This window comes from Actinacidiphila yeochonensis CN732 (assembly GCF_000745345.1).
Taxonomy (GTDB): domain Bacteria; phylum Actinomycetota; class Actinomycetes; order Streptomycetales; family Streptomycetaceae; genus Actinacidiphila; species Actinacidiphila yeochonensis.
Window position 1 is genome coordinate 1,117,972 of record NZ_JQNR01000003.1, and the last position, 22,445, is coordinate 1,140,416.

The following is a 22,445-nucleotide window of genomic DNA, read 5'->3' on the forward strand; positions in this document are numbered from 1 at the left end:
CGTCAGCAGGCTCCCAGGTCCTGCCACACGCCCCACTCCCCCGTGGTGCCGGGGACTTCGTTGGTGGTCCACCACTTGGCCTGCCACTTGTGGCCGCCGTAGGAGACCTGGTTGCCGTTGACGTAGATGGCGCTGGAGCTCCAGGCCGGCACGTTGCCGCAGGACGAGGTCGGCGGCGTGGTGGGCGGGGTGGTCGGCGGCGTCGTGGGGGGCGTCGTCGGCGGGGTGGTGGGCGGCGTCGTCGGCGGGGTGGTCGGCGGGGTGGTGCCGGTGGAGCCCGAGCAGCTGCTCGCCGAGCCGTTGGTGGCCGTGACGATCTTGTTGAAGAGCGTGGCCGAGCTGTCCAGGTCCAGCAGCGAGTACATCATCGACCCGCCGAGCCCGGCGCAGTGCGCGTAGTCCGCCTTGGCCTGGATCTCCTGCGCGCCCAGCCCGGCCCAGAACTCGGAGCCGTTGTAGAAGTAGTTGGACTGCGTCTTCGGGTCGAAGAAGGTGTCCGAGGCGTTGTCGACGATCCCGCTGAGCTCCTTGTAGTACGCCACACCCGCGGTCTGGCTCAGGCTGCGCGCCGACGCGGGCCCGGTGGCCGACTGGTACAGGCCGTGGCTGCTGCCGGCGGGCACGCCGGTCCAGCCGCGGTAGTACAGCGGATAGCCCATGGTGATCTTGCTCGCGGGCATGCCGCCGGGGATGCCGTAGGCCGAGTCGCCCTGCGTCCACGCCTTGATCGACGCGTCGGTGTTGTACTTCTCGTTGCCCGGCGCGATCACCGTCGACGGGTCGTCGGAGGACGCGTACACCGGGTCCTGGACGTTGGTCGGCCCGGTCGCGTCCCACGCCCCGTGCATGTCGTACGTCATGACGTTGGCGTAGTCGAGGTACTGGCCGATCTTGTCGGTCTGGATGTTCGCGATCTTGTCCTGGCCGGACGGCAGCGCCGCTGTGAGCAGCATGTGCTTACCGCCGTTGGCCGCCCCGTAGGCGTCCAGCTCGCTGCGGAACTCGGCCAGCAGCGCGGTGTAGTTCGCCTTGTCGTCGGCGCTGTAGTGGTTGCCGGTGTGGCCGTCGGGCGAGCCGGGGTACTCCCAGTCGATGTCGAAGCCGTCGAAGACGCCGGCCGCGGCACCGGTGCCGCCGTAGCCGCCCTGCACCGGCAGGTTGCCCTTGATGAGCATGTCGATGCAGGAGCTGACGAACTTCTTCCGGCTGGCGTCGGTCTTGGCGACGTCGGAGAAGTACTTCGAGTACGTCCAGCCGCCGATGGAGGCGACCACCTTCAGCTTCGGGTACTTCGCCTTCAGCTCCTTGAGCTGGTTGAAGTTGCCGACCAGCGGCTGGTTCCAGACGTCCGCGGTGCCGTTGACGCTGATGTCGGAGCCGAAGGACTTCTGGTAGTCGGCGAAGGCGTCGCCGGCGCCGTCCCCGGCGTTGGGGTCGCTCTCGTTGGTGGCGTCCGACGCCTTGGTGGCCTCGAAACAGGTGAGGTTGGTCGGATCGATGTTCTCGAACGAGTAGTTGAGGACGTCGAGCTTGCCGGCGATCCCCTCGGTGTCGAGGTTCTTGGGGTAGAACGCGTTGCCGTACACGCTCCACTGGTCGTAGTAGGCGATCTTGACGCCGCCGGTGCTGGCGGCGGCCGCCGCCGCGGGCTTGGCGGCGGCGGGGGCGGACGCCTGCGCGGTGCCGATACCGCCGGCCAGGGCGGCGAAGGCCCCGAGGCCGATCGCCGCGCTCGCGACCGCGGCCGCGAACGCTCTCTTCCTGGACTGCACAAGAACCTCCGGGGGGAGAGGAGGAGCCAACAGGTGGTGTGCGCAGCATGGTCAGCCATTGGTCAAGTGCACGTCAATGGTCTGAACCAGACTTGGACTAGACCAATCGCCGGCCCCCTGCCCGTCCGAGCCGCCCGCCCGGGGCATGGGAAAGCCCCTCGTCAGCGAGGTGACGAGGGGCTTTACCCGGAGGGGAGCCACCGCACAGCGGCCCCACAGGGCCCGGCGGCGGTCGAACCACAGGGGCTCGGGTAACCGCGGATTAACCCACGGCGGCGTGCGGCTGACGCCCGGTCGGCCCACCGGCGGCGAGCCGGACGGGGGCCGGGACAGACCCGGGCGCAGCCGGACGGAGCCGGGCCGCACGGGAGCCGACAGGGCCGGGCCGCGGGGGGAACCGGCGGAGCCGAGCGGCGGGCGCGGTGTCAGGCCGCCGCGATGTCCTTGGGGAAGCCGTACGCGTCCGCGACCAGCTCGTAGCTGCGCAGCCGGGCCGCCGGGGTGTGGACGGTGGAGGTGAGCACCAGCTCGTCCGCCCCGGTCCGCTCCACCAGCTCGTCGAGCCCGGCCCGCACCTGCTGCGGGTCGCCGTAGACGACGTTGGCCGCCCAGGACTCGACGAACTCGCGCTCGACCGGGCTGAACTCGTGGGCCGCCGCCTCCTCGGGGGTGGGCACCAGGCCCGGCCGGCCGGTGCGCAGCCGCAGCATGCTCAGCGCGCCCGTCATCACCTGGCGCCGGGCCTCCTCGGCGTCCTCGGCGGCCAGCGCGTTCACGCCGATCGACGCGTAGGGCCGGTCCAGCACCTCCGACGGCCGGAACGACTCCCGGTACAGCGCCAGCGCCGGAAGGGTGTTGTGCGACGAGAAGTGGTGCGCGAAGGAGAACGGCAGCCCGAGCATGCCCGCGAGCTGGGCGCTGAAGCCGGAGGAGCCGAGCAGCCACAGGCTCGGCCGGGCGGGCGACTGCACCCCGCCGGGCCCGCTGCCCTGCACCGGCCCCGGCACGGCGTGGATGCGGGCGTAGCGGTGGCCCGGCGGGAAGGAGTCGTCCAGGAAGCGGGTGAGCTCGGCGAGCTGCTGCGGGAAGTCGTCGGCACCCTCGTGCAGCGTCTCCGCGCGGCGCAGCGCCGCGGCCGTGGCGCCGTCCGTACCGGGCGCGCGGCCCAGGCCGAGGTCGACCCGGCCCGGCGCCAGCGCCTCCAGGGTGCCGAACTGCTCGGCGATCACCAGCGGCGCGTGGTTGGGCAGCATGACGCCGCCCGAGCCCAGCCGCAGGGTGCTGGTGTGGGCGGCGAGGTGGGCCAGCACCACGGCCGGCGAGGAGCTGGCCACGCCCGGCATCGAGTGGTGCTCGGCCACCCACAGCCGGTGGTAGCCGCGCGTCTCGGCGGTCCGGGCCAGCTCGACGCTGGTGCGCAGCGCGTCGGTGGCGGAGTAACCGCTGCCGACGGTGACGAGGTCCAGCACCGACAGCGGCACCGGCGCGGTGCCGCGGACCGGGCCGCGGATGCCGGACCCGCCGCCGGGCGCGCCCTCCGCCGTCCCTGCCTGCCGCCCGTGGTCCTGCTCTGCCTCGCCCACCGTGCTCGCGCCTCCTCGCCGTGCCGTCCCGCGTCCGCCCTGCCGTCCCGGACGCGGTCGCCGTCCCTCTGCGCGGCCCGTACCCCGTACGAACCGTCCGTGCAGGGGAACCCGCTCGGACGTCCGGCCTATTCCCGGCAGCGCACACCACTCCGGCGCCGGGCGGCGCGTGGGAGCGGACGGGGGCGGGGGAACGGACAGGGCGGGGCGGGGACCGGGCGGGCCGACGCGGGCACTCGCTCATAGCAGAAGGGGAGCGCATATGCACCACCCGTAAAATCGGGCAATACCTGTGGCATATGCCAGAGTGCCCCCTTCCTGCATATACGGCTTCCGCGGGTAGTAACCGTATTCAACAGCCCCTTCCGAAGAGCCTCTTGGGACTATCGTGGGGGCCGGTCGAGCTGCGGACCGGGCATCGTCCCGGTCCACGACCAGCAGCTGGCCACAGCCGGAGAACTGCCGGACAGGGGGTCACTGTGGCGCTTGAGCACCGACCGGCCGCGCCGGGGACGCACACCGCGCGGGCCGCGTTGCGCGTCCTGGAAGCCGTCGACACACATCGCGACGGCGTCGGCGCCGATCAGCTCGCCCGCGAGACCGGCCTGCCGATGAGCCAGCTCGTCCAGGTGCTGTCCATGCTGCGCCGGGACCAGTACCTCGGCCTGCTCCCGGGCGGCGGCTACGTGACGGGCGAGGCCGCGGCGGCCGGCGACGGCACACGCGCCGAACGGCTGGGAGCGGCCCTGGTCGAGCTGCGGGACGCGGTGGGCGCGGCCGTCTACTTCTGTCGCTACGGCGACGGCGAGGTACGGGTGGCCGGAGTGGCCGACGGCCCGACCACCCCGCGCGTCAACGAGTGGGTGGACTTCAGGTCCGCCGGCCACGCCAGCGCGGCCGGCAAGTGCCTGCTCGCCCAGCTCGACCACCGCCGCCGGCTCGACCACTTCTCCCGGCACCGCCCGGCCCGGCTCACCTCGCACACCGAGGTCGACGAGCGGGTGCTGCTCAGCCGGCTGGACCGGCAGCCCGCCACCGCGCCCACCCTGGACCTCCAGGAGTACGCGATCGGCACCGTCTGCGCGGCGATCCCGGTGACCATCGGCCAGTCCGCCGCCTGCATCGCGCTGTCCATGCCGCTGTCCGAGGTGCACCGGCTCCGCCCGGCCGCCGAGACGCTCCACCGGCAGGCCGCTCCGGTGCTGCTGGCGGTGAGCCTGTAGCCGTCGTGCTCCGGCCGCCCGGTGGACGGGCCCGACGAAGGCGAACAGGACCCGACGCCAGGGTCACGGCCGGGTGGCCGGAGCGCGGTTTGGGAACGGCGCCGACCATGGGGTAATGTCTTCCACGTCAGCAGGCGCCGCTAGCTCAGTTGGTTAGAGCAGCTGACTCTTAATCAGCGGGTCCGGGGTTCGAGTCCCTGGCGGCGCACCTGAGGAGCGAAGGCCCTCCGCGAAAGCGGGGGGCCTTCGCTGCGTCTACGGACGGACCGGGCGAAGGCGCCCGGACGGATTCGGACCGGGCGGGCCGGGCCTCGTTCAGGCGGTTCCGGCCTTGTCCAGGCGGGTCGGGCCGCGGAGATCCGACTGCGGAGATCCGACCGTGAGGTCAGGCGGTCGGCTCGGCGGTCCAGTGGTCCGGGCGCAGCACCGTGTGCGGCAGCCGGGTGGCGGCGTCGCCGAGAGCGGCGTTGAGCTGGGCCTGGGCGAGGAAGAGCGCCCCGGTCAGGTCCGCGCCGCGCAGGTCCGCCTCACGCAGGTCCGCCCCGATCAGGTCGGCGAGCCGCAGGTCCGCCTCCCGCAGGTCGGCGCCCATCAGCCAGGCCCCGCGCAGGTCCGCCCCGCGCAGCCGCGCCCGACGCAGCCTTGCCCCCGCGAGGTCCGCGCCCCGCCGTCGGGCGAGACGGCCCGGCACCTGGGCCCGTACCAGCGCGCTGGCCCGCAGCAGGAGCGGGTTGACGGCGGCGCGCTCGGCCGCCGGATCGACGGCGGCCAGCCCGGCCGGGTCGCGGCGGGTCAGCTCGTCGATCCGGTCCAGCTCCGCCGCCGCCTCGGCGTGCACAGGCGCGGCGGCCGGCCGTTCCAGCACCTCGGTGAGGAACGCGAGCAGCTCGTGCAGCTGCCGCATCAGTGGCAGGGCCGCGAACATCGCGGCGCCGCCGTCGGGGGCGGTACGCCAGTCCTGGCCGCCGAACGTGGTCCGCGACAGCTTCTGGCCGGCTCCGAAGCAGTCGTAGACGGTGCAGCCCCGGTAGCCCGAGGCGCGCAGGCCGCCGTGGATGCCGCAGCGGTGGCCGGCGCCGAGGTGGCCGCAGGGGGTGCCGGCGGGCTTGTCGGCGGCGAAGTCCGCGGACCGGGTGAAGGCCAGGGCGACGCAGCACAGGCCGAAGCAGGCAGCGCAGTCCGCCCGCAGCTCGGCCCGGCCGGTACGCGGTACGGGCGGCACGTCCCCGCCGGTACGTGTCCGCTCCGCCGCCTGTCCGCTGCCGCTGTCCACGCCGGCTCCCCGCTCTCGTACCGGACGGTGCGCCCGGAGCGGTCCGCCTCCCGGGCCGCTCGGGCCCATCGTGCCGTACCCGGTCCGGCCGCCCGGCGACCGGGTTGCCGGCGGGTCGGGGCCGTGGGCGTCGGTGCTGGTCCGGGGTGCGAGCCGCCGCCGGTGCCGTTGGTCCGCCGCTGGTCGGGACGCCGGGTGGTCGGGGACGCCGGGTGGTCGGGACGCCGGGGCGGCCGTGCTCACCGCGTGGCCCGCTCCAGCGCGACGAGAACGGACTCGTACGGCTCCCCCGTCGCGCGCTCCAGCGCCACCTCGCAGAACCGGCTCCCGGAGAGGTAGGCGTCGTACGCGCGGCCGGCCACCTCCTCGGCCTCGGGCCGGCAGGCTGCCGCCGTGAGCCGGCCGTCCAGCACACCGCGCTCCCCGGCCAGCCCGCAGCAGCCCGCGTCCTCGGGGACGACCACCTCCCGGGCCAGGGCCGCGGCGATCCGCTCCAGCGCCTCGTCGGCGCCCAGCGCCCGCCCGGCGCACGTCGGGTGCAGCACCACCGCGCCGAGCTGCCCCGCCACCGCCAGCTTCGGCAGCAGCTGCTCCGCCGCCCAGCTGACCGCGTCGACCACCGTCAGCTCCTCGTGCAGCTCCCGGTTGGCCTCCGTCAGGTACGGCGCCACGTCGCGGCCGAGCCCGAGCGCGCAGGCCGGCGCGTCGACGACGACCGGCAGCCGGCCGCCGCCGCTCCACGCCCAGGCGTGCTCCACCACCCGGTTGGCCATGACCGCGCAGCCCTCGTCGTAGCCCTGCCCGTGCCAGGGCGCGGCGCAGCACGTGCCCGACAGGTCCGGCGGAATCCACAGCGGTGAGCCGGCCCGCTCGGCCAGCGCCACCAGCGCCCCGACCACCCAGCCCCGGCCGGGCTCGGGCCCCAGCAGCCGGTTGGCGCAGGCCGGAAGGTACACCGCCGCCGCCCCGCGCTGCCGGGTCCTGGGCATCCGCGGCGCCCGGCCCGGCGTCTCGGGCAGCCACCCGGGCAACCCGATCGCGGCCAGCCGCCCGGCCCCGCCCCCTCACCACCGGACCGCCGCACCGCCCGCTCACCGCCGGACGGCTCGCCGGACCACTCCGTCGTCGTCCCTTCACCACCGGAGCGCCCACCGGAGCGGCCACCGGATCGGCCACCAGATCGCCCCGCCGGCCCGCTGTCGCCGGACCGCCCCGCGGAGCGATCGCCGACCCGCCCCGCGGAGCCGGTCAGGCCGCGCACCGCCTCGGCCGCCGTTCCCGCCACCGCGGCTGTGGCCGCCGCCGCCCGCGCCGCCCGCTCGGTCCCCCGTCGGCGCCGGGCCAGCAGCGCGGCCGTCCGCTCCGCCCGCCGCGGGTGGCCGGTCCGCCGGAGGTCCCGCATCAGCGCGCCGGTGTCGATGCCGGCCGGACAGGCGGCCGCGCACAGCGCGTCGCCCGCGCAGGTGTCCACCGCCGCCGGCCCGAACCCGGCCAGCAGCTCCGCCAGCACCGGCGACCCGGCCGGCTGCCGGTGCTGCTCGCGGCGGAGCGCGATCCGCTGCCGGGGCGTGGTGGTCAGCTCCCGGCTCGGGCACACCGGCTCGCACAGGCCGCACTCCGTGCACGCGTCGAACCCGGGCCCGGCCGCCGGCGCCGTCTTCAGGCCGCGCAGGTGGCCGCGCGGGTCCTGGTCGAGCAGCACCCGGGGGGCGAGCACCCCTTCGGGGTCCAGCAGCCGCTTGATCCGCCACATGAGGGCGGTCGCCTTCGCACCCCACTCGCGTTCCACGAACGGCGCGCCCTGCCGCCCGGCGCCCTGCTCGGCCCGCAGCGAACCGCCCAGCCGTTCGGTGACGGTCCGGCACAGGTCGTCGGCGAACGCCGCGTACCGCTCCACGTCGGCGGGGTCGGCGGCGTCGACGGCCAGCTGGAGGTGGAGCGTGCCGGACAGGGCCCGGCCGGCCACGGTCGCCTCGACGCCGTGCCGCTCCTGGAGCGCCAGCAGTTCCTCGCACGCCTCGGCCAGCCGGGCCGGCGGCACCGCGAGGTCCTCGCTGACGAGGGTGGTGCCGGGCGGCCGGTCCGGGCCGCCGGTCGCGGTCAGCGCGCCGCGCGCCCGCCACAGCCGGGCGACCGCCCGCGGGTCGCGGGTGAAGCCGTTGCCGGCCGAGGGGACCGGGGCCACCAGCCCGAGGTCGTCGCAGACCCGCCGGGCGGCCCGTTCGTACGCGGCCAGCTCGGTCTCGTCGGTGGCGCGGAACTCCACCAGCAGCGCGGCGCAGTCCGCCGGCAGCCGCTCCCAGTCGGCGGGCGTGCCGGGCACCGCCGCGCAGGCCCGCAGCGCCCGGCCGTCCAGCAGCTCCACCGCCACCGCGCCGGCCTGCCCGAAAAGGGGCACCGCCGCGGCCGCCGCGGCCGGCCCGGGGAAGAACAGCAGCCCCGCGGTGACCGCCCGGCGGGCCGGGAACGTCGCGTACACCGCCTCGGCGACGAATCCGAGGGTGCCCTGCGAGCCGATCATCAGCCCGCGCAGGATCTGGGCCGGGGTCTCGGCGTCGAGGAAGGCGTCCAGCCGGTAGCCGCCGGTGTTCTTGAGGGCGAACCGGGCGCGGATGGCGGCGGTCAGCTCCGGGTCGGCCTCGATCTCGTCCTTGATGTCGAGCAGGCCCTGGTGGATCTCCGGTTCGTCGGCGGCCAGCGCGGTGTCCGCCTCCGGGTCGCCGGTGTCCACCACGGTGCCCGAGGGCAGGACGGCGGTGAGCGACAGGACGGTGCGGTACGAGTCCCGCTCGGGCCCGGCTGCCGGACCGGTGGCGTTGCCGGCCAGTACGCCGCCGACGGTGGCCGCCGCCGCGCTGGCCGGGTCCGGCCCGAGCACCCGGCCGTGGCGGGCGAGCGCGGCGTTGGCCCGGGCCAGGACGGTCCCGGGCAGCAGCCGCACCCGGGCACCGTCCGCCTCGACCTCCACGCCGCTGAAGTGCCGGCGCACGTCGACCAGGATGTCCTCGCCCTGGGCCTGGCCGGCAAGGCTGGTGCCGGCCGCCCGGAACACCAGGTCACGCCGCTCCCGGCGGGCGTAGGCCAGCAGCCTGACGACGTCCTGGACGCTGTCGGGGACGACCACGGCCTGCGGCACGAAGCGGTAGGGGCTGGCGTCGGAGGCGTACCGGACCAGGTCGACGACCCCGGTGAGTACCTTGCCCGGGCCGAGCAGCGCGGCCAGGCCATCCCGCAGCCCGGCCGGGGTGCCGGCCGCCCGGCTCTCCTCGACCCGGTCGGGCGCCGGCTCCGCGGGCGGACTCGGCCGCCACCGGTCCCCCTTCGGCTCTCGCACGGGCATCAGGACCTCCGTCACGGGGATCTCACACCACTGGCACACCACTCGGTCGTCACGCCGGTCGTCACATCGGATCGTCACAGCGGTCCGTCACGTCGTGCATCGTGTCGTGCTCCGAGCTGTTCCTCGCGTCGTGCATCGCGCCGTTCGCCGCGCCGCGCTCCGCGCCGTCCGTCGCGCCGCGCTCCGCGCCGTCCGTCGCGCCGCGCTCCGTGTCGTGCTTCGCGCCGTCGTCACGTCGTCCGTCGTGCCTCGCGTCCGGTGCGGCGGTCGCCCGCGCCGTCGAGCCGTGCGGCGGCCGGTGCCGGCCCGACGCCGCCCGGCGGGTGGCCGCCGGGCTGCCGTACCGCGTGTCCCGCTCAGCCTCGCCGAGGTCGGGCCCGCGCGCCTTCCGAGCGCGTCCGGGCCGGGTGCTCCCCGGGGACGGCTACGCGCGGCGGGCGGCGGACACCGTGTGCGAGCCGGTGAGCGAGGCGTAGACGACGACGTTGGCCGAGTACTCCTGCGCCGTCTTGTCGAAGTCCCCGCCGCAGGTGATCAGGCGCAGCTCGGGGCGGTCGGCGGCGTCCGAGCCGTAGACGCGGGTGGCGTCGAAGTGGTCCTTGGGGACGACCTCGACGGCCTCCACCGAGAAGTCCGCCACCGAGTGGTCCGCCCGGGTCACCTCCACCAGAGCGCCGGGCCTGACGGTGCTCAGCGGAAAGAAGACGGCCGGCCCGGTCTCGGTGTCCACGTGCCCGACCAGCAGCGCCGCCCCGGCCGCGCCGGGCGTGGGGCCGCCGCGGTACCAGCCGGCGATGTCCGGCGTGGAGTACGGCGGCGGGTCGATCGTGCCGGCGGTGAGGCCGCGCGGGACCAGCGGGGCGTGCAGGCCGATGGAGTCGATGTCCACCCGCACGGGGTCGGCCGCGGGCATCGGGTCGTGCGCCGGGTACAGGTGCGGCGGGTGGTCGGCGGCCGCCGCGGCCAGCCCACGGCCAGCGCCGGCGGGGGTGGTGGTGCCTCCGGAGCCGTGCCCGAGCAGCCAGGCCGCCAGCAGGACCAGCCCGGCCGCCACGGCCGTCCACGTCCTGCCGTCGGGCCGGGCGCGGGTGTCGCTGCGGACCGCCTCCGCGTACCCGCCGTCCCGGTCGTACCCGCCGTCCCGGTCGTCCCGGTCGTCCCCGCCGGGCATCCCGGTCAGCCGCGGCGCGCGCGGCGCCGGTAGGCCGCCACACCCGCCAGCCCGGCCGCGGCGGCGACCCCGGTCACCACCAGCGGCGTCGTGCTGGTGCCGGCGACCGCGGGGCCGGCCGCCAGTTGCTCCGCTCCGGCGTGGTCGGCGGCGCCCCGTGCGGCCAGCTGCGCGGCCGCGCCACCGCCGCCGGCCGGCACCGGCAGCTCCGGCTCCAGCGGGCTGATCGACTTCCCGCCCGAGCCCCCGAAGCCGTCCGAGCCGCCGACGCCCCCGAGCGAGCCGGACGTGCTGACCGTGATGGACGCCGAGGCACTGCTGCCGGCACCGTCGCAGCGCACGGACACCTGGTAGGAGCCCTCGACGGCGTCGGACCTGATGAACGCGCTGCCGTCCATGCCGTCACCGTCGCCGGCCGGCGAGAGCGTCACGGCGGCCACGAACACGTCGGCGCTCGCCGTCGCGGCCTTGCCGGCCTTGCAGGAGGTGGCCAGGTGCAGGGAGACGACTCCGCCGGGGGCGACGGTGTGCGGGCTGACGTCCATGCCCCCCGCCGAGCTCGCCGCGCCCGCGGTGCCCGACGAGCCGGAACTGGAACTGGAGCTGGAACTCGACGAGCTGGACGAGGAACTGCTCGACGAGGAGCTGCCCGACCCTCCGCCGCCGTCGTCCGCGAGGGCCTGCTTGGGCAAGCCCGAGACGCCTCCGACGGCGAGGACGGCGACGGCGCCGACCGCGGCGACGACGGGCAGTTTCAGACCAAACATGTGGACCTCCGCTCGGCCGGGAGCGGGAAGTCGCGCCCGGTGGTTACGAAGATTCCGCCGGGGGCCGCCGCCCGCACTCCGGGCGGCGACTCACTGACCCATCGGGGTGATGATCTGTATACGGACAGTAAAAAGACGTGTGTCGGCACTCGCGGCCGCGCACACTCCGGCAATGGGGCGGGGAAACCGGACCCCGACCCGGACCTCGACCCGGGCGGTTCCGGGCCCGGTCAGGTCGGATCAGACCAGATCAGGTCAGGTCAGACCAGGTCGACGTCAGATCAGCTCGACGAGGTCGGCGATGGAGTCCACGACCCGCGTCGGCCGGAACGGGTACCGCTCGATGTCAGCGGGAGAGGTCAGCCCGGTCAGCACCAGGAACGTCTCCATGCCGGCCTCCAGGCCCGCCTGCACGTCGGTGTCCATCCGGTCGCCGATCATGGCCGAGGACTCCGAGTGGGCGCCGATGGTGTTCAGCCCGGTGCGCATCATGAGCGGGTTGGGCTTGCCGACGAAGTACGGCTCCTTGCCCGTCGCCTTCGTGATCAGCGCGGCCACCGAGCCGGTGGCGGGCAGGTCGCCGTCGGCGGACGGGCCGGTGCTGTCGGGGTTGGTGGCGATGAACCGCGCGCCCTTGTTGATCAGCCGGATCGCCTTGGTGAGCGCCTCGAAGGAGTACGTCCGGGTCTCGCCCAGGATCACGAAGTCGGGGTCCGCGTCGGTGAGGATGTACCCGGCGTCGTGCAGGGCGGTGGTCAGACCGGCCTCACCGATCACGTAGGCGGTGCCGCCGGGGTGCTGGTTCCCCAGGAACGTCGCGGTGGCCAGCGCCGAGGTCCAGATGTTCGCCGCGGGGACGTCCAGGCCGATCCGGCCGAGCCGGGCGGCGAGGTCGCGCGGCGTGTAGATCGAGTTGTTCGTCAGCACCAGGAACGGGCGCCCGGACTCCCGCAGACGCGCGATGAAGGCGTCCGCCCCGGGGACGGGGACACCTTCGTGCATCAGCACGCCGTCCATGTCCGTGAGCCAGGACTCGATGGGCTTGCGCTGGGTCATGGAAGCGGTCTCCTGCGGGTACGCGGGGCAGCAATACTGCGATCATCCCACAGCCACCGAATCTCCCCCAGAGCCTTGCGCTCACGCCCTCGCCCGCCCGGCCCGTGCCCCCTGCCCGCCCGCCCGTCCGCCCGTCCGGCCCACAGGCTCTCGGGACGGCCGGACGGGCGGGGCCCGGGACGGGGCTCCCGGTCAGGCCGGGTGGAACTCCTGGCGCTGGCGGCCCAGGCCCTCGACGGCGATCTCCACCACGTCACCGGCCCGCAGGTAGGGCTTCGGGTCGGGCTGGCCGAGGGCCACACCGGCCGGGGTGCCGGTGTTGATCACGTCGCCCGGGTAGAGCGTCATGAAGTGGCTGAGGTAGCGCACCACCTCGGCGACCGGGAAGATCATGTCCGCGGTGGTGCCGTCCTGCTTCAGCTCGCCGTTGACCCACAGCTTCAGCGGCAGCGCCTGCGGGTCGAGCACCTCGTCGGCGGTGACCAGCCACGGGCCGAGCGGGTTGAACGTCTCGCAGTTCTTGCCCTTGTCCCACTGGCCGCCGCGCTCGATCTGGTACTCCCGCTCGGAGACGTCGTGCGCGATGGCGTACCCGGCGACGGCGTCGAGCGCCTCCTCGTGGGACGCGGCGTAGCGCAGCTCACGGCCGATGACGACGGCCAGCTCCACCTCCCAGTCGGTCTTCTGGCTGCCGCGCGGCACCAGCACGGTGTCGTCGGGGCCGACGACGGTATCGGGCGCCTTCATGAAGACGACCGGCTCCGCGGGCGGGGTGGCGCCGGTTTCCGTCGCGTGGTCGTGGTAATTGAGCCCGATGCAGACGATCTTGCCGATCCGGGCCAGCGGCGGGCCGGTGCGGGGGGTGCCGGGGACGGCCGGCAGCGAGCCGTCGGCCGCGGCGGCGGCGATGCGGTCCAGGGCGGCCCGGTCGGCCAGCACCGACCCGTCGATGTCGGGAACGATCCCGGACAGGTCGCGCAGGACGCCGTCCTGGTCGAGCAGGGCGGGGCGTTCCGCTCCGGCGGGTCCGACACGCAGCAGCTTCACTGTGGCTCTCCGAACGTCAGCTTCTGGGGTGCACTTGCTGGACGGCCATCGCCCGGCGGACTGCGGGGACGAGGAGGTCCCCCGCCTCCCGCCGGGTCAGGTCATCCGATGTCTGGGCTGATCCTCCGACCCTCCCGGTGTCCTCCGCAACCCCTGGTCCACGCCCCACCCGCCCGAAGCGACAGCCAACCCCCCTCCGCCGCCTGCGATGACGTGGCCGAACATCGCCGAACGCCGCCGATCGGTGGCCTCGGCAGCAGGTCAGCGGGTGGCCAGCTGGGAGATCGCGTAGATCACCAGGCCGGCCAGCGACCCGACCACCGTGCCGTTGATCCGGATGAACTGGAGGTCCCGTCCGACGTGTGCCTCGACCTTCCGCGAGGTCTGCTCGGCGTCCCAGCCGGCCACGGTGTCGCTGATCAGCGAGGTGATCTCGTCCCGGTAGGTGGTCACCACGTAGACGGCGGCGTCCTCCAGCCAGGTGTCCACCTTCGCCTGGAGCTGCGGGTCGACGGCGACCCTCCGGCCCAGCGACAGCAGTGAGGACCGGGCCCGCTGCCGCAGCTCGCTGCCCTCGTCCTGCGCCGCGGCCACCACCATGGAGCGCAGCGCGCCCCAGGCGGACGCGATCAGCTCCTGCACCTCGCTCCGCGCCAGCAGGTCCCGTTTCAGCCGCTCGACCCGCGCCCGGGTGTCGGGGTCGGACTGGAGCTCGCCGGCGAAGTCCGCCAGGAACCGGTCGACGGCGGCGCGGGCCGGGTGGTCCGGCGCGTCCCGCATCTCGGTGACGAAGCGCAGCAGCTCCTTGTAGACGCGCTCGCCGATCCGCCGGTCCACGAAGCGCGGGGTCCAGCCCGGCGCCCCGCCCTGCACCGCGGCCAGCACCGAGTCGCCGTGCTCCACCAGCCAGTCGTGGGCCCGCGCGCACACCAGGTCGACCATCCGGCGGTGGCCGCCGTCCGCGACGATCCGCTCCAGCAGCCGCCCGAGCCCCGGCGCGATCTCCTGCGCCTCGGCCCGCCGGGTCAGCGCCTCGCCGACGACGGCCTGCACGTCGGAGTCGCGCAGCACCGTCAGGACGCCGCGCAGCGTGGCCGACGCCTGCTCGGTGACCCGGTCGGCGTTGGCCGGCTCGGCCAGCCAGCCGCCCAGCCGGGCGCCGATGCCGACCTGCCGCAGCCGGCCCCGCACCACCTCACCGGACAGGAAGTTCTCGCCGACGAACTCGCCGAGGCTCGCGCCCAGCGCGTCCTTCTTCGTCGGGATGATCGCGGTGTGCGGGATCGGCAGCCCCAGCGGGCGGCGGAAGAGGGCGGTGACCGCGAACCAGTCGGCGAGGGCGCCGACCATGCCCGCCTCGGCCGCCGCCGACACGTACCCGGCCCAGTCGCCCGCGCCGCGCTCGCCGGCCCACTTGGCCAGCCCGTACACCACGGTGGCGACCAGCAGGAAGCCCGTCGCGATCAGCTTCATCCGGCGTACGCCGGCCCGCCGCGCCGCGTCCGGGTCCACCGCCGCGTCCGCCGCCGCGTCCGCGTCCGCCGGCGGCCCGGAAGGCCCGCCCCTCCGACCCGGCCCGCCCGACCCGGACGGCGGTACGGGCGGTCCCGCGCCCGGCCCGGCGGGCCCCGCCGTTCCGGGCACCCGTGCGGCTCCGGCCGCACCGGTCACGCCGGCCGCCGCCCGCACCCCGTGTGTTCTCCCCGCGTCCATCGGCTCCACCCGCGTATTCTCACCGCCACTGCCACTCTTGGAACGTCCATCCGTATCCCGACGCCTCCCGCGCGCCGCCCGGATACGACCCGGACACGACCCTGAGACGACCCCGAGCCGGACGCCGCCGCGGCACCAGCCGGCGCCGACGGACCCTGCCGGACCGCCGGACCGCCCGGACCCCGCACGACCCGCACGACCGTACGCCCCCGAGGAGCACCTACCGCGATGACCGCGCCGCACACCACCGGGGGCCTGCCCGGCTACGCCGAGCACTTCGAGGAGCCCGAGGGGTACCTGGACTTCGCCCGCTACGGCCCGCCCTCCCGGGAGGTGCTGGCGGCGGTCGGGGACGCGCTGGCCGCCTCGGCCCGCGCCGGGCGGGGGACGGTGGACACCCTGATGGACGCCGAGGTGCGCGCCCGGCAGGCCGCCGCCCGGCTGGCCGGTACCGGCGAGGAGCACACCGTGCTGCTGCCCAACGCCTCCACCGGGCTCTTCCACGCCGCCCTCGGGCTGCCCGGTGGCACGGTGCTGGCGCCCGAGGCCGACTTCCCCGCCAACCACTACCCGTGGCGGCGCGCCGAGCAGCTGGGCCGGGCCCGGCCGCGCTGGCTGCGCACCGACCCGGCGGGTCGGGCCACTCCGGACGTCGTCCGGGCCGCGCTCGCCGACGCCCCCGACGACGTGGTGGCCCTGTCGGTCAGCGCCGTGGACTTCCGCAGCGGCTACCGGGCGGACCTGGCGGCGCTGCGGGAGGTGATCGGCCCGGACCGGCTGCTGGTGGTGGACGCGATCCAGGGCTTCGGCGTCGTCGACATGCCCTGGCAGGCGGCGGACGTGGTGGTCACCGGCGGCCAGAAGTGGCTGCGGGCCAGCTGGTCGACGGGGTTCGCGGTGCTCTCCGACCGGGCCCTGGAGCGGCTCGAACCGGTGCTGACCGGGTGGACGGGCGTCACCGACGTGGGCCTCTTCGACGACCAGGAGCACCCGCCGGCCGAGGGCGCCGGACGCTGGAGCATCACCAACCTCAGCCCGGTCGCCGCCGCCGGCCTGGAGGCGGCGCTGGCGCTGCTCGAACGGGTGGGCGTCGCGGCCGTCGAACAGCATGTGGAGCTGCGGGTGGACCAGCTGATCGACACCGTCCGGAGCTACGGGGGCGAGGTGCTGTCCCCGTCCGAGCCGGCCCGGCGGGCGGGCATCGTCTCCTTCCGGATGCCGGGCACCGACGCGGCTGACGTCGGCGCGGCCCTGCACCGCCACGGCGTGACCCCGACGGTACGGGCGGACTCCGTCCGCCTGTCAGCGCACGCCTCCACCCCCCTCGCGGCGGTCGACCGCGTCCAGCAGGCACTGGCGTCCCTGCGCTGACCCCGGCATGCGGCGGGGCCCGCCCGGCACCGGGCGAGAGCCGGGCGCCGGGCGGTCCGGGCGATCCCGGCGGTCCGCGAGGTCCACGAGGCCCGCGAGGCCCGGGAGGTCCCCTGGCCCCGCCGGGCGGCCGCGCACCGCGATAATCGAGGAATGAGCACCGCGACCCCCGCCACCCGCCTCGTCCTGGCCACCCGCAACGCCCACAAGGTCATCGAGCTGCGCGCCATCCTCGCCGAGACCGGCCCCGCCGTGGAGCTGGTCGGCGCGGACGCGTTCCCGCACGTGCCCGACGTCAAGGAGACCGGGGTGACCTTCGCCGACAACGCCCTGCTCAAGGCGCGGGCCCTGGCCGAGGCCACCGGGCTGCCGGCCGTCGCCGACGACTCGGGGATCTGCGTGGACGTGCTCGGCGGCGCCCCGGGCATCTTCTCCGCCCGCTGGGCCGGCCGGCATGGCGACGACGCCGCCAACCTCGACCTGCTGCTGGCCCAGCTCGCCGACATCGACGACCCGCACCGCGGCGCCCACTTCGCCTGCGCCGCCGCCCTGGCCCTGCCCGACGGCACCACCCGGGTCACCGAGGGCCGCCTCACCGGCACCCTCCGGCACGCGCCGACCGGTGGCGGCGGCTTCGGCTACGACCCGATCCTCCAGCCCGAGGGCGACACCCGGACCCTGGCGGAGCTGACCGCCGACGAGAAGAACGCCATCAGCCACCGCGGCCGCGCCTTCCGCGCCCTGGCCCCCCTGGTGGCCGAACTCCTGGGCTGAGCCCGCGGCCCGCCGCCCCGCCACGAGCCGGGTGTGGGGGCTCGGCCATGCGCGGATCGGGGACGGTCTGGTGCCGCGACCGGCACGGTTCGCCCGGTAGCGAGGTGTCCTTGTGCGGTCGGCCGCAAGGCGCCGAACCGGCCTCGTAGTGGGCCTGCTCGGCCGGTACGGCAACGCGGCGGATGGCCGTGCAAGGGCGGCGAGCGGGGCACACCTTGCCGGGAGCGGCACTAGGTGTCGCCATGTCCCGCCTGACGTCCGGCTTCGCCCCGCCGGCGACGGAGACGGCCGTTGTGCCGCGACGCGCCGGTGAGCGGGGGGAGAGCCACGGGGCGCTGACCGAGCTGTCCGACGCGATCCGCTGAGCCCGCTCCGCCAGGACGAGGACGGGTGACCTACGTCTCCTTGTACGGCGAGGTGCAGAAGGAGGTCATCCGTGACGCCCTCGCCGCCGAGTTCGGCCTGGAGATCGATTTCGCCGAGGCGACGCCGCCGTACATCGAGCGGCCGTCAGGCGAAGGCTCGTTCTTCGAGGAGGTGTTCACCCCGTCGAACCCCTTCGTCGCCACGATCGGGATGCGTACGGCACCGGACACGCCCCTGGTCGCCGGTGGCATCTCGGTGGTCACGGGTGACATCCCGGCGGGTGACGTGAACGGGCTCCAGGCCGCCCTGCCGGGTCTGACGAGGGGCGAGGGCGTCATGGAGGTCGAGTTCGGTCCTACCGGCCGAACTCGCCGCAACTGACCTACCGTCACCTGTAGTTTGGGACGCATGGCTGACGAGATCTTCGGACACCCACGGCTGGCGGCGGTCTACGACGCGCTGGACCCCGATCGGACCGACCTCGACGCCTACCTCGCCCTGGCGGGGCAGTTGGAGGCCAGACGGGTGCTGGACATCGGCTGCGGCACCGGTGTGTTCGCGCTCCTGCTGGCCGACCGCGGCGTCGAGGTCGTCGGCGTCGACCCCGCCCGAGCCTCCGTCGACGTGGCCAGGGCGAAGCCGGGAAGCGAACGCGTGCACTGGATCTGCGGTGACGCGACGGCGCTGCCGCCCCTGCGGGTGGACCTCGCCACCATGACGGCGAACGTCGCCCAGGCGATCGTCGCCCCCGACGCGTGGCAGCGGACGCTGAGCGGGGCGTTCCGGGCCCTGCGCCCCGGCGGCCACCTGGTGTTCGAGACCCGGGACCCGGCCGCCCGCGGCTGGGAGGCGTGGAACCGCGCGGCCTCGTACCGGGTCACGGAGATCCCGCAGGCCGGCGTGGTCACGAGGTGGGTGGAACTGGTCGAAGTGAGCCCGCCCCTGGTGACGTTCCGCTGGCACCTCGTGTTCGCCGCGGACGGGCAGCACATGGTCTCCGACTCGACGCTGCGATTCCGGGAGCGGGACGAGGTCGAGGCCGAACTGGCAGCCCAGGGCTACGTGTTGCAAGAAGTGCGGGACGCGCCCGACCGTCCGGGCAGGGAGTTCGTCTTCGTCGCCCGGCGCCCCTGAGCGGCCGGGCGCCCCCGCACGATCCCTTATCGCGACTGACGACTGGAGCACTCATGCGGATCCTCTGGGTCTCTGACAGCCCCAACCACCCTTCCGGGTACGGGACCGTCACCGCCAACGTGTGCCGCCGCCTCCACGGGAGAGGGCACGAGGTCACCGTTCTCGGCTGGCAGACCAGCGCCGCCGGGACCGACTGGAACGGAATCCGGCTGCTGCCCGCCGGCCAGGACAGGTACGGCGCGGACGTGCTCTCCGCGTACCTGGAGGACGTACGGCCCGATTGCCTGGTGACGCTCGGCGACGTGTACGCCATGAGCTATCTCGCCGCCCCCTCCTACCGCCGCCTCCTGGACACGCTGGGGATCCGCTGGATCCTCTACTACCCGGTCGACGGGGCCACGCCGGAGGGACGGCTCCCGGAGAACTGGACCGATGTCCTGGCCGCGGTCGATGTCCGCGTGACGATGGCGGAGTTCGGCAGGGAGGTGACCGCCGCGTGCGGGCTCGATGCGGAATGCATCCTGCACGGCATCGACTCGGACCTGTTCCGCCCGCCGGTGGACAAACGGCGGATGAAGGAGAGACTCGGCTACGAGGACACGTTCGTGATCCTCTCCGACGCCCAGAGCCAGCCGCGCAAGCTGATTCCCAGGACGCTTGAGATCGCGGCCCGGTTCCTGCGGCGCCATGACGACGCCGTCCTCCACCTGCACTGCGACCCGTACGAGGCGCCCTATCAGGAGTACCGCTACAACATCCCCGAAGACGTCGCCGCTCTCGGCCTCACCGGCCGCGTCAGGTTCACGCAGGGCTTCCGCATGGGCCCGGACGGCGGCCTGACGGCGGCGCAGATGGCCGACCTCTACGCAGCCGCCGACGTCCACCTCCTCTGCTCCTACGGCGAGGGATTCGGCCTGCCGACCCTCCAGGCGGCAGCGGCTGGTGTGCCGCCGATCGCCGTCGACTACTCGGCGAGCCGCGAGCTCGTGGGAGACCACGGATTCGCCGTTCCGGCCGAGGCGGTCGTCGTGGACAACGCGGGATTCGCACGCCATCTCATGAACCGCGACGTCGCCACCGGAGCACTCGAACGGATGTACCAGTCACGCGACGAACTGGCCGAACGGTCGTCCGCGTCCCGCACGTTCGCCCTGAACCTCGGCTGGGACGCCATCGCGGACCAGTGGGAGCGGGTGCTCACCTCGGACACCCGGCACCGGGAGGCCGAGTCGACCGGATTTCCGCACGGGAAACCACGCAAGGGGCAGCTCCGCATCCCCGTGTGGCTGCCGGGCGAATTCGCCGCCGCCGCGGACGGGTGGATTCTCGGCGGCCCGGGTGACGCCGCCCTCGTGGAACGGCTGCAGCGCCTCTTCACCGGCCTGGAGGCGGCCGAGGCCGGCGAAGCGGGATCCGCCGGGTCAGTGGAGGAGCACCTCGGGACGCTCCTCAACTCTCTCGCGGTCGTGGACTTCGCTCCCGGCGGGGTTCCGGGCGTCGACCAGGCGTGCGCGGCGCTCGGCATCCCCTACGCCGGGCGGAGCGCGCTGTGGCCGGCGACCGACGCTCCGGACCCCTTCCTCCAGGCCCGCCGTCTGCTCACCGACCAGGGGCTGAGCCAATGGCGCCGGGCCGAGGCGCTGCGTACCGCCGACCGGGAACTCGGCTCCCGGGCGATCGACCGCATACGGCACCTCGCACGTGCGGCCGCCGAGCGCCCGTCACTGTGAGACCGGCTCGGGGACCGGTCGGGGGCTCTCCGGCGCCCTCATCCGCAGGACGCCCAGCGAGAGCAGCGAGGTGAGGACGAAGGCGACGACGAAGACCGTGTGCCCCTGGGAGAACGCCAGCGAGACCCCGAACAGCGCCATCCACACGAAGACGTAGGCCATGTCGCCCGCGATCTCCATGGCCATCACGTACTGCACGCCCTCCTTTCCGGCGTGACCGTAGTACGTGCTGGTCCACGGGATGTTCTGGTAGCTGCCGGCCAGTTGCGCGGCGGTGCCCACGGCGGTGATCGTGATCGGGTTGAGCGCGAAGAGGCGCAGGACGTTGGTCAGCGAGACCAGGACCGTCCCCTCCGCCAGCACGCGTCGGGTCTTTCCCGCGTCTCCGCGCCGGCCCGCCACCCACAGGAGCACCGTCGCCGCCAGAGCCGAGACGGTGTTGATCACGCCGATGTCGGCGAAGTCGCTGACGACCTCGGCCATGTAGACCGGCCAGACCATCATGGCGATCACCGCGTTCGCGTTGTAGCAGAAATTCGCCCAGAGATCGCGCTTCGACGTCTGTCCCAGGCCGTAGCGGACCGGTTCGTCGAACCGGGGGTCCGCCTCGCCCGCGACCTGGATACGCCACGCGGGAACCACGGCGAGAAGGGTCAGCCCGACCGCGGACAGCAGCAGTGCCCGCTGGCCGCCGACCGAGATGGCCACCCCGCCGACGAGCGGAGCGCTGAGCACCATCAGACGGCTCACCGATTCGATCACCGCCAGCTCCGTCCCCCTGCTCCCGGTGACCAGCATCCTGGCGAGATGGATGTGCTGTGAGTTCCACAGGAAGGCGTTGGTGAGCGCCATGGCCGCCGCGGTCGCCACCAGTGACCAGGCAGGCAGGCCGGTGCTGAGGAGGTTGAAGGAGGACACATAGACCGAGGAGCAGCAGAGGGCGATGACGAGGCCGACGCGCGGGCTGAATTTCTGGATCAGGAGTACCGAGGGGTAGTTCACGGCGAGTTTGCACACCGCGTAGGCGAGATAGTAGAGGCAGACGCCCCAGAGCCGCACGCCGCGATCCAGCAGAAGCAGCGGAACGAAGATGTTGATCAGATTGACCGACAGGCTTTGTAAACTCAGGGCCAGAGTGACGTTGACAAGGTTCTTGTGCGGGACACGCGGCATGGAAACTCCTTGGTGGAACGGCGGTTCAGGCCCCCTGCGCATCTCCCGCGCCGACGCGCCCGGCGGTGGATCCCGCGCCTCGTGACCGCCCGGGGAAGGGCGGGGGAAAGGCTCGGCCTGCGCCGACCGGGGAATGCCCCCGCCGCGTGGCCCCGGTCCGCCGGCGCGCTCCGCAGTGAAGGCAGCCGCTGCCGGAATCTGGGCGGATATCCGGCAGAAATTCGCCGTACCGGGCGTAATGAATATGTGCGCCGCAGGCATGCTAGCGAGTCCACGTCGCCCTCGCAATGACGTTCGGCACCGCATCATCGCGCGCCATCCGGTGATCGACGGCGGCGTGTCCAGGGCCCTGGGCTGCGGACCGGCACCCGGGCCCGGCCCCGTGCGGGAAAAGATCCAGAACGCCGCCGCCTCGGAGAATCTCAGGAAGTCAGGGAACCAGCCGTGATCAACCGGTGGCCGATCCGCCATTCGCGCCTCTCACCACCGGCAACATCATGCTGAGGCCGCATTACGAGACGCCGAATAACGCGGCCTGATCCAGTGGTGTTTTGCCCTGAAAGACCGAATTCCGAGCCATCGTGGCCCACGGCGACCTGGAGTCGCTGTCGGACGGACAGCTCACCGCACTGGCGTTCGGGGTGTCGGTCCTGCTCGGCACACCCACACCGCAACGCTCGGCCGAAGCCTTCATCGTCCTGGTGGAGGACCAGCGGCCGGACGACGCCGCCAGGGCCCCGGGTTTCACGTCCGACGGACGCATGGCCGGCGAGGTTTGCCCGGTAGCGAGGTGCGCCGGCGCGGGTCGTCGCAAGGCGGCCGGAAAGTCCCACCGTCGGCCCACGCGGCCCTTTCGGCCAACGCCGCGCGGGGGCCGTACCAGACGCGAGGGCCCGTGCCAGGCAAGGCGAGCGGGGCACACCTCGCCGCGAGAGGCACCAGCCCGTCGGCC

18 protein-coding genes and 1 tRNA gene are annotated in these 22,445 nt (G+C 74.2%); 8 read left to right on the plus strand and 11 right to left on the minus strand.

Features of this window, described 5'->3' with window-relative positions; all coding sequences use genetic code 11:
• Positions 1–2 precede the first annotated feature (2 nt).
• Positions 3–1,772, minus strand: coding sequence for a glycosyl hydrolase family 18 protein (locus tag BS72_RS06225; protein WP_037907038.1), 1,770 nt, complete (start codon positions 1,770–1,772; stop codon positions 3–5).
• 425 nt (positions 1,773–2,197) lie between these two features.
• Complete coding sequence (locus BS72_RS06230) at positions 2,198–3,283, minus strand: LLM class flavin-dependent oxidoreductase (protein WP_037907880.1); 1,086 nt, start codon at positions 3,281–3,283, stop codon at positions 2,198–2,200.
• Between the two features lie 551 nt (positions 3,284–3,834).
• Here BS72_RS06230 and BS72_RS06235 point away from each other — a divergent pair.
• A complete protein-coding gene (locus tag BS72_RS06235) occupies positions 3,835–4,578 on the plus strand; it encodes an IclR family transcriptional regulator domain-containing protein (protein WP_037907040.1) in 744 nt (247 codons plus the stop codon).
• A gap of 134 nt (positions 4,579–4,712) precedes the next feature.
• Positions 4,713–4,786, plus strand: a tRNA-Lys gene (locus BS72_RS06240).
• Positions 4,787–4,963: 177 nt separating this feature from the next.
• Here the strand turns inward: BS72_RS06240 and BS72_RS06245 are convergent.
• From BS72_RS06245 to BS72_RS06285, 8 genes are all read right to left on the minus strand, one after another.
• Positions 4,964–5,851, minus strand: a complete 888-nt coding sequence (locus BS72_RS06245; protein ID WP_407638928.1) for a pentapeptide repeat-containing protein — start codon at positions 5,849–5,851, stop codon at positions 4,964–4,966.
• Between the two features lie 239 nt (positions 5,852–6,090).
• Positions 6,091–6,624 (minus strand): heterodisulfide reductase-related iron-sulfur binding cluster, encoded by a 534-nt coding sequence (locus tag BS72_RS33650; protein ID WP_037907044.1) that lies wholly within the window; start codon positions 6,622–6,624, stop codon positions 6,091–6,093.
• Positions 6,507–9,191: an FAD-binding and (Fe-S)-binding domain-containing protein gene (locus tag BS72_RS06255; RefSeq protein WP_078901104.1), complete on the minus strand. Its 2,685-nt coding sequence runs from the start codon at positions 9,189–9,191 to the stop codon at positions 6,507–6,509. The genes BS72_RS33650 and BS72_RS06255 overlap by 118 nt, the downstream gene beginning before the upstream one ends.
• Positions 9,192–9,615: 424 nt before the next feature.
• Positions 9,616–10,362 (minus strand): class F sortase, encoded by a 747-nt coding sequence (locus BS72_RS06265; protein WP_078901053.1) that lies wholly within the window; start codon positions 10,360–10,362, stop codon positions 9,616–9,618.
• 5 nt (positions 10,363–10,367) lie between these two features.
• On the minus strand, positions 10,368–11,129 hold the full coding sequence (locus tag BS72_RS32015) for a hypothetical protein (RefSeq protein WP_051950707.1): 762 nt from the start codon (positions 11,127–11,129) through the stop codon (positions 10,368–10,370).
• A 276-nt stretch (positions 11,130–11,405) separates the two neighbouring features.
• Entirely contained in the window at positions 11,406–12,185 is a 780-nt protein-coding gene (locus BS72_RS06275) for an HAD-IIA family hydrolase (RefSeq protein WP_037907046.1), read from the minus strand.
• 192 nt (positions 12,186–12,377) lie between these two features.
• Positions 12,378–13,232, minus strand: a complete 855-nt coding sequence (locus BS72_RS06280) for a fumarylacetoacetate hydrolase family protein (RefSeq protein WP_037907047.1) — start codon at positions 13,230–13,232, stop codon at positions 12,378–12,380.
• A 261-nt stretch (positions 13,233–13,493) separates the two neighbouring features.
• The gene (locus BS72_RS06285) at positions 13,494–14,945 is read right to left on the minus strand and encodes a DUF445 domain-containing protein (protein WP_232792255.1); all 1,452 of its coding nucleotides are present in this window, start codon (positions 14,943–14,945) and stop codon (positions 13,494–13,496) included.
• Positions 14,946–15,173: 228 nt separating this feature from the next.
• On the opposite strand from BS72_RS06285, the gene BS72_RS06290 reads away from it, so the two are divergent.
• The 6 genes from BS72_RS06290 (at position 15,174) to BS72_RS06310 (ending at position 20,320) form a co-directional block, all read left to right on the plus strand.
• Complete coding sequence (locus tag BS72_RS06290; RefSeq protein WP_051950708.1) at positions 15,174–16,316, plus strand: aminotransferase class V-fold PLP-dependent enzyme; 1,143 nt, start codon at positions 15,174–15,176, stop codon at positions 16,314–16,316.
• 153 nt (positions 16,317–16,469) lie between these two features.
• Positions 16,470–17,090, plus strand: coding sequence for an RdgB/HAM1 family non-canonical purine NTP pyrophosphatase (gene rdgB, locus BS72_RS06295; protein WP_037907048.1), 621 nt, complete (start codon positions 16,470–16,472; stop codon positions 17,088–17,090).
• 242 nt (positions 17,091–17,332) lie between these two features.
• Positions 17,333–17,455 (plus strand): hypothetical protein, encoded by a 123-nt coding sequence (locus BS72_RS39115; protein WP_265736777.1) that lies wholly within the window; start codon positions 17,333–17,335, stop codon positions 17,453–17,455.
• A 25-nt stretch (positions 17,456–17,480) separates the two neighbouring features.
• Complete coding sequence (locus BS72_RS06300; RefSeq protein WP_037907049.1) at positions 17,481–17,837, plus strand: hypothetical protein; 357 nt, start codon at positions 17,481–17,483, stop codon at positions 17,835–17,837.
• A 27-nt stretch (positions 17,838–17,864) separates the two neighbouring features.
• Complete coding sequence (locus BS72_RS06305) at positions 17,865–18,590, plus strand: class I SAM-dependent methyltransferase (protein WP_037907052.1); 726 nt, start codon at positions 17,865–17,867, stop codon at positions 18,588–18,590.
• Between the two features lie 53 nt (positions 18,591–18,643).
• Complete coding sequence (locus BS72_RS06310; RefSeq protein WP_037907055.1) at positions 18,644–20,320, plus strand: glycosyltransferase family 4 protein; 1,677 nt, start codon at positions 18,644–18,646, stop codon at positions 20,318–20,320.
• On the opposite strand, the gene BS72_RS06315 is transcribed toward BS72_RS06310, so the two are convergent.
• Positions 20,312–21,493 (minus strand): MFS transporter, encoded by a 1,182-nt coding sequence (locus BS72_RS06315; RefSeq protein WP_037907056.1) that lies wholly within the window; start codon positions 21,491–21,493, stop codon positions 20,312–20,314. The genes BS72_RS06310 and BS72_RS06315 overlap by 9 nt on opposite strands.
• Between the last annotated feature and the right edge of the window lie 952 nt (positions 21,494–22,445).